Below are 16,692 nucleotides of genomic sequence, written 5' to 3'. Positions count from 1 at the left end.
CGTCAGCCCGCCGCCTTGGCGTTCGGGTCCATGTAGATGAGCTCCCAGATGTGGCCGTCGATATCTTCGAAGCCATGCCCGTACATGAAACCATAATCCTGCGGCGCGCGCGGTATCGCGCCGCCCGCGGCGAGCGCTCGCGCGACCATCGCATCCACCTCTTCCCGGCTTTCACACGACAGGCCCACCAGCGCCTCCGTGCTCTCCTTCGGGTCGCACAGCGATTTGCGCGTGAACGACTTGAACAGGTCCTTGACCAGCAACATCGCGTAGATGTTTTCGCCGAGGATCAGACAGGCCGCCTGCTCGTTCGTGAATTGCGGCTCGAACCTCAAGCCGATCGCGCTGAAAAAGGCTTTCGACCGTTCGAGGTCATTCACCGCGAGATTGACGTAGATCTGCTTATGCATGATGGAGTCCATTGATGAGGTTGCGGTCGCACGGCTCTCACCACGCACTACGCTCAGTGCGCACGTTGCGCCAGTTGCGCCGCGTCAGCAGCCCTGCGCCGCGTTCAGCGCGTTTCCGTTCCCGCCTCAGCGCTTGCCGGCTTCCAGTTCGCGGAAGCGGTCCAGCTCGGGGCTGGGCTCGAAGTCGTCGAGCTCGAACAACTGACGCACTTCGATTTCGCCGTCGGCTTGCTCGCCGAACGGCGCCGGAAAGCGCCGCGCCCATTCCATGGCTTCTTCACGCGAGCGCACCTGGATCAGCGTGTAGCCGGCAAGCAGTTCCTTGGTTTCCGCAAACGGGCCATCGACCACCGAACGCTTGCCGCCGCTGTAGCGTATGCGCCAGCCTTTCGAACTCGGTTGCAGACCGGTGGCGTCGAGCAGCACGCCGGCTTTGGCCAGCTCTTCGTGGTACGCGCCCATTGCGGCCATGAGGGACGCTTCCGGCATCTCGCCGGCTTCGCTCGCGGCCGTCGCTTTTACAAGGATCATGAATCGCATCGCCGTTACTCCAATTCGTTGTACGAGGGAAAGCCGCACACATACGCGGGCTTCTTACTCACACGACGAGCAACGCGCGCCCGGATCGACACGCCTGCCGATCCACCAGGGAAAACCCCGACACAACGCTGTCGATGCGCGAAATCGCCTAGGCGAAACAAGGTCCGAGCTTGCGGACTTCGACGGTGCACCACGTGGCCGCCGGGCAAGCTTGGGCGATAGCCACGGCTTCTTCACGGGTATCGCAGTTGAGGAGGAAGAACCCGCCGATCATCTCTTTGGCCTCGGCGAACGGGCCGTCGAGCAGTTTCGGCTGGCCGTCGCGGACCTGCACGCGGACCGCGTCGCTAGAGGACGTGAGCGACTCGACTGCGACCAGTTTGCCGCGCTCTTTCAGATCGGCGGCGAAACGGACCATCTGGTCGTAGACTTCGCGGCCCGCAGTTTCACCGCGTTCAATGCGTTGATTCGGGGGTTCGACGATGAGCAGCATATAAGACATGGCGTCTCCGATTGATCGCGTCGCAAACGTGAACGCCCTGGAAGCGTAAGAGGGAGAAATCGCGCTCACGGCCGGTTTGCGAGAGGCAGTCTAACAAGCGCGGATGACTCCAGCAAACCAGTTGCGGCGCTGTCATGGCTGCGCAAAGGGCGCCTTACGGAGACTCGTAATATCCGCACGTCGATGCGAGGTTTGAAAAAAAACGCCCCATGGGGGCGTTTCATTTGCGCGAACCAGAAAGAAAAGAGCCTAACCAGGCCACCCTGCTCCTCAGGCAGCAGCTTCTGCAATCGCCTGAACCTGCGCGGACCTCATCAGTCCTTCAATCATTTTCGCTTCCGCGCTCGCAATCTCGCTCAACGATGCCACGGACAGTTGCGCGTCGAGAATCTCCAGCGCCGTGCACAAGCGGGTGTATTCGCCGTCTTCCAAAACCCATGCGCCTTCGCCGAGTTCACGCGCGTCGAGCTGAACCATCGCGGCATGTGCGCTTTCAATGTCGGCCAGCGCGTCCTCGCCGAGACCGAGCCGCGCAAGCTCTTGCGACACCAGTAAATGCCGGCTCAAAGTCATGTGCAGATTCCGCGAGCCGTGGCCGTGGCGGAATGCATCGAGGGCGGTGTAGCACTGCAGAAGCATCGCCGCGGTGACCGGCTCGTGAGCGGTGCGGCTATAGGTCAGCGCACGTAGCAGCGGGGACATGGCCGGCTGGTTGTGCTTGCGGACTCGCGATTTACTGGACATATCGGTTCAACCTCCTTCTCTAACTCTCGGCTTTGCCACCGGATTCTTGCGTTCAACGGTGGCAATCGCCGCCGATACGCCGGCGGCTCGACAGGCCCGAAGCGAGTCTGTGTGGCCATCATGGCAATCAACTATTAAGACAGACTTAAACGACCTCAAGTCCTGTTTAGATGCAGCGTGCCTCACAGCGCGCAGCCGGCCGCTTGTCCGGCGCCGCAGCAAAAAACGCAATGCAACACCGGCATATCGGTTCGAACCCGCCAATTGCAAGCCTTGCCGCGCAACGATACGAAAAAAAACCCTGTTCCCGCGAAGGAACAGGGTCTGACAGGATGGAACAGTCGTACTCGCGCGTGGATGCTTGCCGACCTTTACCCACCACAAACTAACAGAGTTGCTACTTGAACTACATCTGCGAAAAGCTGTTGTTTCTTGAACTACTGCTGCATCACAGCCGGGTCCTTCGCCTTCAACATCACCTACCTGCAACCCCCTGCTGATTCACGCGCTACTTCATGGATCGCGCGCCGTTTGCATTGCTTCTCTTACCTACTGCTTTACTGCCCTGCCGCGTACCACAACCGCGGCAAACTGCCATCAACGGTACGGTTCAAAACAACGCGGGGGAAGACCGCGTCGATGGGCTCGGTGATTTGTCGCGCCATGGAAAACAGTGTATGCCGGCACTTGCGAATGCAATTGCGCGAAGCGAGGGGAATTGGCAGGCCAGTTTGGCGAATCGGCGTAACAGGCCGATTTCCTCAGACATGAGCGACGGCGCCTTCGCCGTCGCTCATTCATTTTCGAGTGGGTGCGATTAACCGACGCGACACCGCGCGGACAACTCTCGCGCTCGCATCGGGCCGGGTCATCAACCCCGAGCGACGAAGTCGCTGATCGTCAGCAGCACTTTTTCGCCCGGCCGCGCCAGCATCTTTCTCTCCGCCACGGCGGTAATGCGTTTGCGCCCGTCCGCGAAAGTCTTCAATACGCGCTCCTCGCCGGCGTCGCGTTGCAGCCAGAAATGCTGCTCCAAGGCCTCACGCGTGACGGCGCACTCAAGGTCCCGTCCTCGCGTCGAAAGCTGGAAAATCACCGCGCGTCCGTCTGCCGAGACGCTTGGCTCAAGCTCGATAATCTCCATAGCCCACCTCGCAAAGTTCGTTAAGCCGCTCGCCGAGTTGAACGAACGACACCGAAAGAAACTGAATACACACGCAAAGCCACGCGCTGAGTTTTTCGACTGATCAAATGCACCCTACCGCGCCACGGCCTCGTTCGTTGTGAGCTGAGCCATTGTCGCGTGAACCGGCGCATGCGTCGACAGCGTCAACGGCATATGCGACGGTCGGCGCGCCGAACCGATCAACCAGCGCGGACGTTTCGCGCAGAACTCATGCAGCAGTGCATTCAACCCTTCCGTCATGGCTTGCGTGCTACGGCGCACGCCGCGCGATGCGGACGAAATCGCAAACCAGGAATGCGGCGGCCGAAGCTCGTGGCAAATGCCGCGCGCATCGACAAAGCGCAGGCAACCGGTGTCGGGATAAAAGACGAGCGTCATCGCGTCGCCGTCGACCCCGTGCGTGACCATGTGTGGTTTCGTATTCAGCATTTTCGTTGTTATGCCAGGTTGGCGTATTTTTGTTGACGGTCCGGCTTCGAGGCCGCCCGCGCCAGCAATTCGCGCATGAGGCAAAAGCAAAGCGCATGCCAATGAGGGCACAACGCTTCGCGTGAACCGTGGCGACTGCAACGCAACCTGACGACAGCGTGCCTCTGGCGCGCCGCAAATGCCGATCGCGCCTGAGGCGAGCCACGCGACAGCATGCGATTGCGCGGCGGCGCGGACCGCCAACTGGCGGCATCGGCGCGACTGGCGCACGGCAAAATCGAGAGGCACACACATACCGCGTGGTAAAAAAGCGCTGCTGGCGCGACAATTCACGACCATTCTTACTAGCCGCCGGCACACCGGCAACGTGACCAACATGCCCGCTCAAGAACCCGGCTTCACCCTGCGCCCGGCGCTGGACTCGGATATACCCTTCCTGTTCGAACTGCGCAAGGCGACCATGACTGAGCACCTCGCGCGCGTTGGCGAACCGTCGGACGATACCGAGCATCGCGCCCGTCTGCTGCATCGTTATGACACGGCGCGCGTCATTTGCATCGACGGCGAACCGGCCGGTTTGCTCAAGGCGCATCGCACCGGCGCCGAATGGGTCGTCGTGCAATTGCAGATCACGCCGGCACTTCAGGGGCGCGGCATCGGCGAACGCGCGCTGCATTGGGTGTTGCGCGCCGCGCAGGCCGACGCATTGCCGGTCACCCTCAAGGTGCTCAAAGGCAATCCCGCGATGCGGCTCTACGAGCGGCTCGGCTTCGAGATCGTCGGCAAAGATGAGAAACAGTTTTACATGAGGCGCGCGCCGCGCGCGTCGGCGGAAATTGAAGCAGAATGAATGTCGGATAAAGACTGATACGTAACGGACATGCCATGACCTTTCGCGACACTTCCACCATCGCTAGCTGGCACGCCCATGTGTATTTCGATGCGAGTACCCGCGACGCAGCGTGGACCTTCCGCGAGCAGATCGAAACGCACTGGAGCGGCAAGCTGCAAATGGGCCGCTTTCACGAGCGCCCGGTCGGACCGCATCCCATGTGGTCGTATCAGCTTGCATTTACGCAGGACCAGTTCGCCGACCTGGTCGGCTGGCTCACGCTGAATCACGGCTCGCTGGATATCTTCCTGCACCCCAACACCGGCGACGCACTACGCGATCACCGCGACGCGGCCGTATGGATCGGCCATTCGCACGAACTGGTGCTGAGCGCGCTGGGCTAACGGCTTCGAACGCGGCGCGCAGCGAATCGAACCGCGCGCCGCCGCTTGCGGTTCACATATTCGAATACGAACTGCACCAGCCGCGCGCGGCGACCTGTTTGTCGCCGAACAGCGTGCAGCCGCCGTATGCATCGGTGGCTTTACCCTGGAACAGCGAGCAATTGCCGCAATTCTGTCCGGCGGTGTAGCCGGGGAATTTCGCCTTGTCGACCCTGGAGGCGTCCTCCTTATAGCCGACGGCTTGCGCCTTCGGATCGGCTTCGCTGAGCGTATTCGCGGTCTCGGCGAAAGCGGTACGGGCGAGTGCGAGCGCTGAGCCCGCGCTCACGCCCAGCAGCAGAAAATGGCGGCGCGATGTTTTCATATGGGTCCGATGGAAAGTGGGAGGCGTGCCTCGATCGCGATCAAGCGCGATCAAGTGCAATCAAGCGCCGTCAATCGAGAAATCGCGTGAACCGCTCAACCGGTTCACGCTCGGTGCGCAACGTGTTGACCAGCGCGCTTTCGTCAGCAAAGCCGAGGGACATGCCGCACACCAGTTGTTCTTCGGGCGGCAGGCCGAGATGTGCCGCAATCACGCGATGAAACGGCGTAAAGGCGGCCTGCGGACAGGTATCGAGACCACGTCCGCGCGCGGCCGTCATGATCGCCTGCAGGAACATGCCATAGTCGAGCCAGCTGCCGCGCTCCAATACCCGGTCGATGGTGAAGAACAAGCCCACCGGTGCGCCGAAGAAGCGGTAGTTCTGCGCATGCTGCTCATGCATGCGCGCCTTGTCGCCCTTTCCGATGCCGAGCAGGCCATACAGATCCCAGCCGATTTTGCGGCGCCGGTCGATGTACGGGGACACCCATTGATGCGGGTAGTACGGATACTCTTCCTGGTACAGCGCGTCGCGCTGCGGGTCGTCGTGGGCGGCGAGCAAGGCCCGCGAGAGGCGCGCGAGCGACTCGCCCGTTACCACATAGACTTTCCACGGTTGCGTGTTGGTACCCGAAGGCGCGCGGCTGGCGGCTTCGAGAATGGCTTCGATCTCGCCGCGTGGCACCGGTGTAGGCAGAAAGGCGCGAATGGAACGCCGCGTGATGAGCGCGGTGTCGACGGCGTTATCGGATGTGGTCATCGGCGAATTCCGGCAGTGCCAACGGTTGTGGCGGTCTGCGGGAATTCTAGCGCGAGCGCCGCCTTCTCCGCTGACAGGCCGGCAACTGCCGGCCTGCTTCAACAGGTTCAACGCGGCGGCCTCAGCCGAGCGGCGTTTTCAGCGCATCGATGAGATCGAGCAGATCGTAGGGCTTGCGCAACAAGATGGCGTGCGGCAAGACCTTGCGCTGCTCCGGCGTCAGCACGAGGTCGTAGCCGGTCAGAAAGATCACGCGCAGATCGGGCCGCTCGCTACACACCTCCAGCGCCAGATCGATGCCCGACTTGCCCGCCAGCCCTACGTCGGTGAGCATCACGCTGATCGCATGTTCGCTGAGAATCTGCCTGGCGTCGTGCTCGCCTTCGGCCTCCAGAATGTCGAAGTCGAACGTGCGCAGCAATTCGGCGGTGCTCGCGCGAATCAGTTCGTCGTCTTCCACCAGCAGAATCCTTAGCCGCGTCTGAGCCGCGAAACTGCCGGCGCTATCCGGCATGGCAGGCGGATCGACCTCCAGAAGATGCTGCTCGGCCTCGGCGATTTCGGCCGCCAGTGGATTCTGCGTTTGCAGCACATAGCGGACTTTGCGCGCCAATGCTTCGTGCGTGTAGGGCTTGCTGAGCAATTCGATGCCTTCATCGAGCCGCCCGGAATGCACGATCGCGTTGTCCGTATAGCCCGACGTGAACAGCACCGCGATCGCGGGCAACCGTTCGCGCGCCTTGCGGGCGAGTTCGGTGCTGCGCAGCGGGCCGGGCATTACCACATCGGTGAACAGCAAGTCGATCGGCACGCCGCTTTCGACGATCGCGAGCGCGCTTTGCGCGTCTTTCGCTTTCAGCACGCGATAGCCGAGATCGGACAGCATTTCGACCACCGTCGTGCGCACTTCCTCGTCGTCCTCCACCACCAGAACCGTTTCCGCGCCGCCCTTCGCGGGACCGGCGTCGATATTCGTTTCGAGGTCTTCCTGCTGGCGCACCCGCGGCAGATAGATGCGAATCGTCGTACCGTGCCCCTCCTCGCTGTAGATCTTCACATGCCCGCCCGACTGCTTGACGAAGCCATACACCATGCTCAAGCCGAGGCCGGTGCCCTGACCTTCGGGCTTGGTCGTGAAGAACGGCTCGAACACGCGCTCACGGACTTCCGGCGGCATCCCTGCGCCCGTGTCGGTGACGGCCAGCATCACGTACTGGCCCGGCGTGACCTCCGCGTTGCGCTTGGCGTAGGCGTCGTCGAGCGCGGCGTTGCCGGCTTCGATCGTGAGCTTGCCGTGGCCGTTCATCGCGTCGCGCGCATTGATCGCGAGGTTCAGCAGCGCGTTCTCGACCTGGAAGGGATCGACCAGCGTATTCCACAAGCCGCCCGACACGATCGTTTCGATTTCGACGCCGTCGCCGAGCGCGCGTCGCAACATGTCGTCGAGCCCGCGCACGAAGCGGCCGAGATTGACGACCTTCGGCGCGAGCGGCTGACGCCGCCCGAACGCCAGCAACTGCGAGGCGAGGTTCGCGCCGCGGGCCACGCCCGCCAGCGCATTGCGCACGCGCTGCTCGGGCTTCTCGGAACCGGCGACGTCTTTCGCCAGTAGTTGCAGATTGCCGCCTATCACCTGCAGCAGATTGTTGAAGTCGTGCGCGACGCCGCCCGTGAGCTTGCCGATCGCTTCCATCTTCTGCGCCATGCGCAGCGCTTCTTCGGCGTGACGCAGCGCCTCGGTGGTTTCCTTGTCGGCGGTGACGTCGCGGCCCACGCCGTGAATGCGCGCCGTGTCGGGATCGAGCGCGAGTGTCCACGCGACCCAGCGCCACGTACCGTCGATCCGCTTGAAGCGGTTTTCATAGCGCACCGGCACGCCCGTGCGACGCAATTCGGCCAGATGCGTGCTGACGACCGCGACATCATCCGGGTGAACCAGGTCGACGTAGGAACGCGACATCAGCCAGTGCATGTTATGGCCGAGCGCATTGCTCCACGACGGACTCACGCGCTGCAAGCGGCCTTCGATATCGGCCACCACCAGCAGATCTTCGCTCAACTCCCACAGACGGTCGCGGTCCGCCACCGTCTCGATCACCCGGCGCTCCAGCGTTTCGTTCAGATCGTGCAGCGCGCTTTGCGCTTTGGCGCGCTCGGCGATTTCGCTTTGCGCGGCCTGATACAGACGCGCGTTGTCGATGGCAATGGCCGCTTGCGCGGCGATACCGGCCACGATCCGCTCGGCGCGTTCGGTAAATACGCCAGGCTCCGGATGGCCGAAGAACAGGCCGCCGACCACCTCCCCGCTACGCGACTGCACGGGTGTGGCCAGATAACTGCGCACCTTCAGATGGCCTTCCGGCATGCCACGATGCGGTACGTTGTGGCCGTAGCGCGGATCCTGAGTGATATCGTCGACGCGAACAATGCCTTCGCCCTTGAACGTCGGTGCGAACACCGCCGTGTTGCGCGGCATCGGAAAGCCCTCGAACGCTTCCTTCGGCACACCGGACAGCGTGTACAGCATGTAGCTGCCGCCCTTGTCGTCGAGCACGTTATAGAAGAAGGAACCGAACGCGGCGCCGGTCAGTTCGGTGGCCGCGTCCGTCACGATCTGCACCGCGCGGTTCAGATCGAGTTCGGCCGCCACCGTCGAGCCCACGCGATTGAGAATCTCCAGCGTGCGCGATTCCTCGCGCAGCTTCATCTCGGTCTCGCGGCGCAAGCGGGCGAGTTGTAGGTTGCCCGACACGCGGGCCAGCAGTTCGCGCGCCGAGAAGGGCTTGGTCAGATAGTCGTCGGCCCCGTGCTCGATCCCGTCCACGCGTGCTTCCTCGCCCGCGCGGGCGGACAGCATCAGCACCGGCGTGTCGCGCAGGTCCGGATCGGCGCGCAGCGCGCGCAGCAGGCCAAAGCCGTCGAGGCGCGGCATCATCACGTCGGAGAGCACCAGATCGGGACGCTCCTCGCGCGCGGCTTCGAGCGCGGCTTGGCCGTCGGTCGCAAGACGCACGTCGTGCCCTGCCGCGCGCAGAATGCGGCTCATGTAATCACGCAAGTCCGCATTGTCGTCGACGACCAGCAGCCGAGCGGCAGCGACTGGCGCAGCGTCGGGCGACTCCTCGCCGGCTGGCGTCGCATCGATTGGCGCATCGGCGAGGATTTCGTTCTCCGGACTCCACCGCAACGCGGCATCGACATACGTGCGCGCGTGTTTGCTCATGGCGGCATGCACGGCTGAGTCTTCCGACTGGGACTGCATGGCGCCACGCGGCAGAGAGACGGTGAAGCGCGCCCCCTGGCCCAGCACACTGTCGACCCGCACCGTACCGCCGTGCAGCTTCACCAGTTCCTGCACCATCGCGAGCCCAATGCCACTGCCTTCGACCGAGCGTCCGGGCGCGCCCGCCACGCGATGAAAGCGCTCGAAGAGGCGCGGCACTTCTTCTTCGGCAATACCGATCCCGCTATCCGTCACGCTAACCTCGACGCCACCGCCAACGACCTCGCGAACCGCGACACGAATCGTGCCGAAGAACGTGAACTTGTAGGCGTTGGACAGCAGGTTCATCACGACCTTTTCCCACATCTCGCGATCGAGTTGCACGACCACGGCCGCGGCCGGAATCTCGACCTCGAGCCGCAGGCCCGCTGTTTCGATCGCGGACTGGAACAGCGACGCGAGTTCGGCCGTGAAGGACGCGATATCCGTGGGTTGCGGATGGCTCTGCATGCGGCCCGCTTCGATGCGCGAAAAATCCAGCAGCGCGTTGACGAGCTTGAGCAGCCGCAAGCCGTTGCGATGCGTGATCTCGATCAGCGCGCGGTCCTCGATATCGCTGCCCACCCGCGCGTTGGCGCCGCTCGCGGCAAGTTGCGGCTTGGCGAGCAGTTCTTCGAGCGGGCCGAGCATCAGCGTCAACGGCGTACGGAATTCGTGGCTAATGTTGGAAAAGAACGTGGTTTTCGCGCGGTCGATTTCGGCCAGCGCCTCCGCGCGCCGCCGCTCTTCCTCATAAGCGCACGCGTAGCCGATCGCCGCGCCGATCTGGGCGGCGCTCAGATTCAGGAAGCTGCGATAGGCGTCGTCGAAAAGGCGGCAAGGATTCAGGCCGGCGATCAGAACCACGGCTTGCGTCGCCTCGCCGCCGGCCGACACCGGCAGAATTACCGCCTGCTGCGGGGCGAGATGCCACGGCCCGCGCGGCATCTCGATGCCGAATCGCTGCGTCAAATCACGCACCAGCTGCGGCGCCTGGATCGCCATCACGTCGCCGACCGGCCAGAGCGAGTCGCCGCCGAGCTTGATTGTCCGCGGCGCCGCCGGGTGATCCGGCTCGATGCCGCTCGAACCGACCAGCGTGGCCGTGTCGCCGCCGGGTTCGGCGGCGTACAGCAAGGCGAATGGAAGATCTTGCGGATTGGACCGCAATGCACGCGCGCTGAGCTCGCACGCTTCGCGCCAGTCGCGGCCGTCGGGGCTGACCGCCGCGAGTTCCTTCAGCAGCGCCAACTGACGCTCTCCAACCACCTGTGCGGTGCCGTCGCTGTTGGCGCAGATAATGCCGCCGGGTTCGCCGTCATCGCCGGGAATGGGGCTGTACGAGAAGGTGTAATACGTCTCTTCGGGAAAGCCGTTGCGCTCCATGATAAGCAGCTTCTGTTCGACGAAGATGCCTTCCGCGCCGGCCAGCGCGGTATTCAGAAGCGGCTCGATATCGGTCCAGATTTCGCGCCAGACGACCTTGGTCGGTTGACCAAGCGCGACCGGATGCTTGCCGCCGATGATCGATTTGTACGGGTCGTTGTAAAAATAGATCAGCTCGTCGCCCCAACCAATCCAGATCGGCTGGCGCGATGTGAGCATGATGCGGATCGCGATCTTCAGCCCTTGCGGCCAGGTGTCGGGCGCGCCGAGCGCCGTCTGCGTCCAGTCGTAGGCGCGGATGAGCGCGCCCAGTTCGCCGCCGCCGGCAAGGAACGAAGGCGCGGCGAGGTCGGCGGGCAAGGCATCCGATAAGAAGCGGTCCGGCTCGTTCAACGCGATCTCCTCGACGCGGTGGCTCATAGTCGTGCGGACCGCGGTTGCAAAAGCGGTGCCTGATCCAATGGATAGCCAACGTTAACGCGCAATTGATGTAGCGCGATTCTCGCACGTAGACGGATGCCGGAGGAAGTTGAGACGACGCGCGGAGCGAGCCCTTCGCCGCGCCGGAGAGCGTGTGCCGAGCGGGACGCTGGCAGCCGGAAGGGATACTGCGAGGGGAGCTTGAAATACCGGTAAAACGTACCTCGGTGCAACGCTCGGGAAAGGCGATCTTCCCGAGCGCGAGTCAGGCAAGGCGGCGGATTTCTCCGGGATTACGCCCTGCCCGCAGCGGCATTTACAGCAACCCGACGCAGACCGCGGCGACGATCGATCCCAACACCAACACCGCGCCGACGGTCTTGCGTTTGTTCAACTCAGTCCAGAGCAGAACGCCGGTCAGGGACAAGAGAATGATGCTACCGGCCAGCGTGTCGATCAGCAGCACCCAGCCGACACTCAAGCCAACCCCCTTGTGCAGATTCGTCAGCATCGCGAGGAACGTGTTCTCGCTGCGCTTGACCGTCACGTAACCGTTGCCCACCCAATATTCGGCGGACGTATTCTCTCGGGGCGACGCGAAATTGAGCTGCCAGTGTTCCGGCTGGACCATGCGGCGCTCGCCCCACGCGACCGGATGCGCCGGCTCTTTCTGAACGCGCCCCGGCGTGCCCGCCAGTTTCAGTTCATGCTTGAGCCATTTGCCCAAGTCGCGTGGCGTCTCGGGCGCCGGTTGCGGCAACGGCACCTGCAACACCGCGACCTGCGGCTCGCCGGTCGATACCTTGAGCGGACCGCCGCGATGATTCAGCAGAAACCCCGTGGTGCCGAACAGCAAACCCAGCGCCGCGCCCCACAAACCGACCCAGCCATGCACCTTGCGCAGCCACTTGATGAAGGTGGCGCGGCGCGAGCGCTGCTGGCGCGCCTTCAACTCGCCGCCGTCAAGGCGGTGCGGCTCGCGGGCCGCGTGGTCGATGCCCTCGGGCGCTTGAATGTCGATTGCCTCGGGTACGCTCACGGTTCGCTCCAGTTACGCAACAGGTTGTGATAGATGCCGACGAGGCTGCGGCGTGCGGCGTCGTCGGCGTTGGTGGCATTGAGCCGTTGAATGGCGGTGTCCATGTCGAACAACATCGCGCGCTGCGTATCGCTGCGCACGAGGCTTTGCACCCAGAAGAAACTCGCGACGCGCACGCCGCGCGTGACCGGCGTGACCTGATGCAAACTCGTCGCCGGATAGACGATCATGTCGCCCGCCGGCAGCTTGACCTGCTGCACGCCGTACGTGTCTTCGATCATGAGTTCACCGCCGTCGTAGTCGGCCGGGTCTGAAATGAACAGCGTCACGGAGACGTCGGTGCGCAGCTTCACGCCGTTGGGCAGCACTCGCACGGCGCCGTCGACATGACTGCCGAACTGCATGCCGCCTTCGTAACGATTGAAGAGCGGCGGATACACCTGGTTCGGCAGCACCGAGCTGATGAACAGCGGATTGCGTTCGATCGACGCGAGAATCACGTCGCCGAGTTGGCGCGCAATGGGCGTGTGTTCGGCAATCTGCTGGTTACGCTTGACCGGTGCGCCCTGATAGCCCGCGGTCGCGCGGCCGTCGACCCACGCGTCGCCTGCGTTGTCGAGCCGCTCGCGCACGACGCGCAACTGCTCGGCGCTCAGTACATTCGGAATGTGCAGCAACATGATGGTTCCTTTGCGTCGACTTGCCGTCTTCGAAAACGGCAAGCCTAACGCACCCGTTCAACGTGTATCAAAAGCGGTAATCGAACGTCGCCAGCAACGTGCGTCCGATACCCGGTACGGAACGGCCGCCGTCCGACGGAATCAACGCGTCGTAGTACGTCTTGTTGGTCAGGTTCAGCAGGTTCAGGCGGACGTCGTATTTCTTCGCGTGATACGCCGCGGTCGCGTCCCAGCGCGTGTAGCCCGGCACCTGCACGTAATTCGTGTTCGATGCGTAACGCGGCGACATATACGTCGGACCGCCGCCGATTTCCCAATGCGGCGTGAACGCATAGGTGGTCCAGAACGTCAGCGTGTTACGCGGCGTGTTGGCCGGCACGTGACCTTGCGTGCCGTCGCGCGCCTTCAGGATGATCGCGTCCATGTACGTGTAGCCGCCGAACACTTGCCATTTGTCCGTGATGTGGCCCGTCACCCCGGCCTGGAATCCGTCGACGCGAACGTCGCCGTCCAGCTCGTATTCCGTCGGCGACACCTGGGTGCGCGCGTTGGTTTTTTCCTGGCGGAAGAATGACGACGTCACCGAGAGATTGCCGCCGAGCAGATCCCATTTCGCGCCGACTTCGTACGATCTGGTCGACTCGGGCGCGAGGTTCTGCGTAAGGTTGGTCACCGTCAGCGCTTCGAGCGACGGATTGAACGACGTGCCGTAAGAGACGTAGTACGACTGCCAGTCGGTCGGCTGATAGATCACCCCGGCGCGCACGCTGGTGAAGAAATTGGTTTGCGTGGCGTAGCCCGGCAGGCTGATCGTGTTGTGGATCTGCGCCTGGAAGCGATCCCAACGCAAGCCGCCAATCACCTTCCATTGCTGGCCGATCGATACGGTGTCGTTCAGGTAGGCGCCGATTTCGTTCGATCCGGAGTCCGCGTAATTGCCGACCGTCGTCGTCACACCTGCGGGCGTGGACAGATACGCGGGATTCACCATCGAAACGACCGGCAGATTGTTACGCGTGTACGCCTGGTTCGAATAGCTGTCGTGACCGAGGCTGACACCGGCGATCAGGTCGTGCTTGATCGGGCCGGTCACGAATTTGTATTGCAGCATCGTGTCGTTGTACAGCGAGTGGTTCTCGATCACACGGTCGTGGCTTTGCAACTTGATGAACAGTTGCGACGGCGACAACGTCGTGTAATTGCCGTTGGTCAACGCGGTGCTGCTGGCGAGCGGCCCCGTCAACACCGCTTGCGGCGCGGTTTCGCGCGCGTCGGTCATCGAGTGCGAGAACTGCGTCTGGTTGGTCAGGATCAGGTTGTCCGAAAACTTGTGCTTGAGCGCGGCCGTGACCGTCTGCACGTCCTGAATCGTGCGGTCGGTGGTCAAGCCGTAGAAGGTGTTCTTCGGCACCGGCGACGGGTGACCGTTCAACGCCTGCACGCCGTAGTCAGGCATGTCGTAGTTGTGCTGGATCAGCGCGGAGATCGTGACTTCGGTCGGCGTGCCGATCCCGAAGCGCACTTCCGGCGCGATGCCGTAGTCTTTGTTCTTCATCTCGTCGCGCGTCGAACCGAGGCTTTGGCCGAATGCGTTCAGGCGAATCGCCGAGGTCTCCGTCAGCTTATGGTTCACGTCGACGGTGCTGCGATATTTGGCGTCGGTGCCGATCATGCCCGTGACTTCCGCCAAGTCCTTCAGGTTCGCCTTCTTGCTGACCTGGTTGATCACGCCACCCGTCGAACCGCGGCCGAACAGCATCGACGAAGGACCGTACAGCACTTCGATCTCTTCGAGGTCGAACGTGTCGCGATAGTACTGGTTGCGATCGCGGAAACCGTCCAGATAGATGTCGTTCTGTGCGGTGAAGCCGCGCAGGTTGATGTTGTTGCCGATCTGACCGCCTTCGGCCGCGCCGATCGTCACGCCCGGCGCGTTGCGCAGCGCGTCCTGGAACGAGGTCGCGCCTTGCGATTGCAGCACGGCCTTGTTGATGACCGTGACGGTCTGCGGAATATCGCGCAGCGCCGTGGGCGTCTTTGCACCGACCGTCGAACGCTCTGCCTGGAAGTCCTGTTGTTCAGCCTGCGCCGAGACGCCGATGGTCGGCAAGGTATGGCTGTCGGCGGTGGTCGTCGCGGCCGGCGAGGCGGCTGGCGACGCGGTTTGCGGAGCGGTCTGCGCGACCGCCGGAGTCGCAAAAGGAACGGCAAAAGCTAGCGCTAACGCTGTCGCAAGCGGCGTGTGGTTGAACATGGAAATCCCGTCAGAGATGCGCTTGCCCGATTCGCATACCTGAGATGGAATCAATGACAAATTCGCAATTGGCTGGCTGCCGGTCTCGTGTGCACGGCACCGATGACGGGATGGCTGGCTGCTGTTAAATGAGAATCGCTATCATTCCACATGCATAAAACCGCATCAATCGCAGCGTTGCTTACCCCTCGTAACGGAATTGTTTCTATTTTTTACGAACGAAAGGCAAACGTAATTTATAGCGTCCGAGCCGCGCCAGAATATTACGATTCAGTAATGTTACTTGCATTGAAATAAAAGGCTTTCTGGCTTGTAAGTCCAAAACACACCGAACCTAAGCTTTCAACTTACTAACGGTTTACAGCGATCACAGTCGGCACCAATTCCCGACACGGTTTATCCTTTTTGCAACACTGCATATTGAACTGTTCCGTTCATCCCCCGGAGTTGACCATGCAATACCGCAAATTCGGCCGCACCGGCCTGACCGTTTCGCGCCTGTGTCTCGGTACGATGACCTTCGGCCTGCAGACCGAAGAAGATGACTCGCATCGCATTCTCGACACGGCGGCGGATGCCGGCGTGAACTTCATCGATACGGCCAACGTGTATCCGCTCGGCGGCGGCGAGAGTATTGCCGGTCGCACGGAGGAGATCGTCGGGCGCTGGCTGAAGGGCAAACGAGACCGCTTCATTCTGGCGACGAAAGCGGTCGGCAAGATGGGACCGGCGGCGTGGGACCAAGGGGCATCGCGCAAACATCTGCTGGACGCCATCGACGCCTCGTTGCAACGCCTCGGCACCGATTACGTCGACCTCTACCAGCTTCACTCCGACGACGCGAATACGCCGCTCGACGAAACCCTCGAAGCGCTGGACGTGATCGTGCGATCAGGCAAGGCGCGCTATATCGGCGTGTCGAATTTTCTCGCGTATCGGCTCGCCCGCGCCTTGGGCCGCGCCGATGTTCTGCGGGTGGCGCGCTTCGTCTCCGTTCAGCCTCGCTATAACTTGCTGTTCCGGCAGATCGAGCGCGAGTTGCTGCCTCTCGCAGATGAAGAGCAACTGGCCGTGATGCCATACAACCCGCTCGCGGGTGGACTGCTCACGGGCAAGCATCAACTGGATGCGACGCCGACGTCCGGCCGTTTCACCGAAACCGTCGGCAAGGCCGGCGCGATGTATCAGCAGCGGTATTGGCACAAACGCGAGTTCGAGACGATCGAGCAATTGAAAGCCATCGCGGCGCCGACCGGAGAATCGCTGACGCGGATTTCGCTCGCCTGGGTGCTGGCGAACCCGCTCGTCACATCCGCGATTATCGGTGCGAGCCGCGCCGAGCAATTGAGCGATACGCTCGCGGCGTCCGAGTTGGTGCTCGATTCGCAGATCAAGACGCAACTCGACGAAGCGAGCGTGGAATATCGTTGGGGCGACGCGGCGCGTTAAGCGCAACCGCCTGCCGCGAGGGCGGCAGGCG

General features: G+C 62.6%; 15 protein-coding genes. 3 read left to right on the top strand and 12 right to left on the bottom strand.

Annotated elements, in window-relative coordinates; genetic code table 11:
• Positions 1-2: 2 nt before the first annotated feature.
• From AC57B1_RS29950 to AC57B1_RS29925, 6 genes are all read right to left on the bottom strand, one after another.
• Positions 3-410 carry a VOC family protein gene (locus AC57B1_RS29950; RefSeq protein WP_091805612.1) on the bottom strand — a complete coding sequence of 136 codons (408 nt, stop codon included), beginning with the start codon at positions 408-410 and terminating at the stop codon, positions 3-5.
• A gap of 126 nt (positions 411-536) precedes the next feature.
• On the bottom strand, positions 537-950 hold the full coding sequence (locus AC57B1_RS29945) for a YciI family protein (RefSeq protein WP_408350738.1): 414 nt from the start codon (positions 948-950) through the stop codon (positions 537-539).
• Between the two features lie 148 nt (positions 951-1,098).
• A complete protein-coding gene (locus AC57B1_RS29940; protein ID WP_496419500.1) occupies positions 1,099-1,452 on the bottom strand; it encodes a YciI family protein in 354 nt (117 codons plus the stop codon).
• A gap of 270 nt (positions 1,453-1,722) precedes the next feature.
• Positions 1,723-2,196, bottom strand: coding sequence for a hypothetical protein (locus AC57B1_RS29935; RefSeq protein WP_496419499.1), 474 nt, complete (start codon positions 2,194-2,196; stop codon positions 1,723-1,725).
• 871 nt (positions 2,197-3,067) lie between these two features.
• Positions 3,068-3,340, bottom strand: a complete 273-nt coding sequence (locus tag AC57B1_RS29930; protein ID WP_091805600.1) for a DUF1488 family protein — start codon at positions 3,338-3,340, stop codon at positions 3,068-3,070.
• Positions 3,341-3,454: 114 nt separating this feature from the next.
• On the bottom strand, positions 3,455-3,790 hold the full coding sequence (locus AC57B1_RS29925) for a hypothetical protein (RefSeq protein WP_496419498.1): 336 nt from the start codon (positions 3,788-3,790) through the stop codon (positions 3,455-3,457).
• A 397-nt stretch (positions 3,791-4,187) separates the two neighbouring features.
• Between AC57B1_RS29925 and AC57B1_RS29920 the strand changes: the two genes are divergently transcribed.
• Positions 4,188-4,661 (top strand): GNAT family N-acetyltransferase, encoded by a 474-nt coding sequence (locus tag AC57B1_RS29920; RefSeq protein ID WP_496419497.1) that lies wholly within the window; start codon positions 4,188-4,190, stop codon positions 4,659-4,661.
• Positions 4,662-4,696: 35 nt separating this feature from the next.
• Positions 4,697-5,047, top strand: a complete 351-nt coding sequence (locus tag AC57B1_RS29915; RefSeq protein WP_496419496.1) for a DOPA 4,5-dioxygenase family protein — start codon at positions 4,697-4,699, stop codon at positions 5,045-5,047.
• A 52-nt stretch (positions 5,048-5,099) separates the two neighbouring features.
• Here the strand turns inward: AC57B1_RS29915 and AC57B1_RS29910 are convergent, their stop codons facing one another.
• From AC57B1_RS29910 to AC57B1_RS29885, 6 genes are all read right to left on the bottom strand, one after another.
• Complete coding sequence (locus AC57B1_RS29910) at positions 5,100-5,411, bottom strand: high-potential iron-sulfur protein (RefSeq protein ID WP_496419495.1); 312 nt, start codon at positions 5,409-5,411, stop codon at positions 5,100-5,102.
• A 70-nt stretch (positions 5,412-5,481) separates the two neighbouring features.
• Positions 5,482-6,171 (bottom strand): nitroreductase, encoded by a 690-nt coding sequence (locus AC57B1_RS29905; RefSeq protein WP_408294876.1) that lies wholly within the window; start codon positions 6,169-6,171, stop codon positions 5,482-5,484.
• A 121-nt stretch (positions 6,172-6,292) separates the two neighbouring features.
• Positions 6,293-11,239, bottom strand: coding sequence for a response regulator (locus AC57B1_RS29900; RefSeq protein WP_496419494.1), 4,947 nt, complete (start codon positions 11,237-11,239; stop codon positions 6,293-6,295).
• Positions 11,240-11,555: 316 nt separating this feature from the next.
• On the bottom strand, positions 11,556-12,278 hold the full coding sequence (locus AC57B1_RS29895; RefSeq protein ID WP_496419493.1) for a PepSY-associated TM helix domain-containing protein: 723 nt from the start codon (positions 12,276-12,278) through the stop codon (positions 11,556-11,558).
• Entirely contained in the window at positions 12,275-12,958 is a 684-nt protein-coding gene (locus tag AC57B1_RS29890) for a Fe2+-dependent dioxygenase (RefSeq protein WP_496419492.1), read from the bottom strand. Before AC57B1_RS29890 ends, AC57B1_RS29895 begins: the two co-directional genes overlap by 4 nt.
• A 67-nt stretch (positions 12,959-13,025) precedes the next feature.
• A complete protein-coding gene (locus AC57B1_RS29885; RefSeq protein WP_496419491.1) occupies positions 13,026-15,212 on the bottom strand; it encodes a TonB-dependent receptor in 2,187 nt (728 codons plus the stop codon).
• Positions 15,213-15,665: 453 nt separating this feature from the next.
• Between AC57B1_RS29885 and AC57B1_RS29880 the strand changes: the two genes are divergently transcribed.
• Positions 15,666-16,661, top strand: coding sequence for an aldo/keto reductase (locus tag AC57B1_RS29880; protein WP_496419490.1), 996 nt, complete (start codon positions 15,666-15,668; stop codon positions 16,659-16,661).
• Positions 16,662-16,692 lie beyond the last annotated feature (31 nt).

This window comes from Paraburkholderia sp. BGA-UO-ETr-F21, assembly GCF_059567925.1.
Note: the sequence above shows the minus strand (reverse complement) of the source record. Positions and strands in the feature narration are given on the sequence as shown.

Bases quoted from the DNA above. Each gene is read 5' to 3' on its own strand.
- AC57B1_RS29950 (WP_091805612.1), bottom strand. From the start codon at position 410: ATGCATAAGCAGATCTACGTCAATCTCGCGGTGAATGACCTCGAACGG.
- AC57B1_RS29945 (WP_408350738.1), bottom strand. From the start codon at position 950: ATGCGATTCATGATCCTTGTAAAAGCGACGGCCGCGAGCGAAGCCGGC.
- AC57B1_RS29940 (WP_496419500.1), bottom strand. From the start codon at position 1,452: ATGTCTTATATGCTGCTCATCGTCGAACCCCCGAATCAACGCATTGAA.
- AC57B1_RS29935 (WP_496419499.1), bottom strand. From the start codon at position 2,196: ATGTCCAGTAAATCGCGAGTCCGCAAGCACAACCAGCCGGCCATGTCC.
- AC57B1_RS29930 (WP_091805600.1), bottom strand. From the start codon at position 3,340: ATGGAGATTATCGAGCTTGAGCCAAGCGTCTCGGCAGACGGACGCGCG.
- AC57B1_RS29925 (WP_496419498.1), bottom strand. From the start codon at position 3,790: ATGGTCACGCACGGGGTCGACGGCGACGCGATGACGCTCGTCTTTTAT.
- AC57B1_RS29920 (WP_496419497.1), top strand. From the start codon at position 4,188: ATGCCCGCTCAAGAACCCGGCTTCACCCTGCGCCCGGCGCTGGACTCG.
- AC57B1_RS29915 (WP_496419496.1), top strand. From the start codon at position 4,697: ATGACCTTTCGCGACACTTCCACCATCGCTAGCTGGCACGCCCATGTG.
- AC57B1_RS29910 (WP_496419495.1), bottom strand. From the start codon at position 5,411: ATGAAAACATCGCGCCGCCATTTTCTGCTGCTGGGCGTGAGCGCGGGC.
- AC57B1_RS29905 (WP_408294876.1), bottom strand. From the start codon at position 6,171: ATGACCACATCCGATAACGCCGTCGACACCGCGCTCATCACGCGGCGT.
- AC57B1_RS29900 (WP_496419494.1), bottom strand. From the start codon at position 11,239: ATGAGCCACCGCGTCGAGGAGATCGCGTTGAACGAGCCGGACCGCTTC.
- AC57B1_RS29890 (WP_496419492.1), bottom strand. From the start codon at position 12,958: ATGTTGCTGCACATTCCGAATGTACTGAGCGCCGAGCAGTTGCGCGTC.
- AC57B1_RS29885 (WP_496419491.1), bottom strand. From the start codon at position 15,212: ATGTTCAACCACACGCCGCTTGCGACAGCGTTAGCGCTAGCTTTTGCC.
- AC57B1_RS29880 (WP_496419490.1), top strand. From the start codon at position 15,666: ATGCAATACCGCAAATTCGGCCGCACCGGCCTGACCGTTTCGCGCCTG.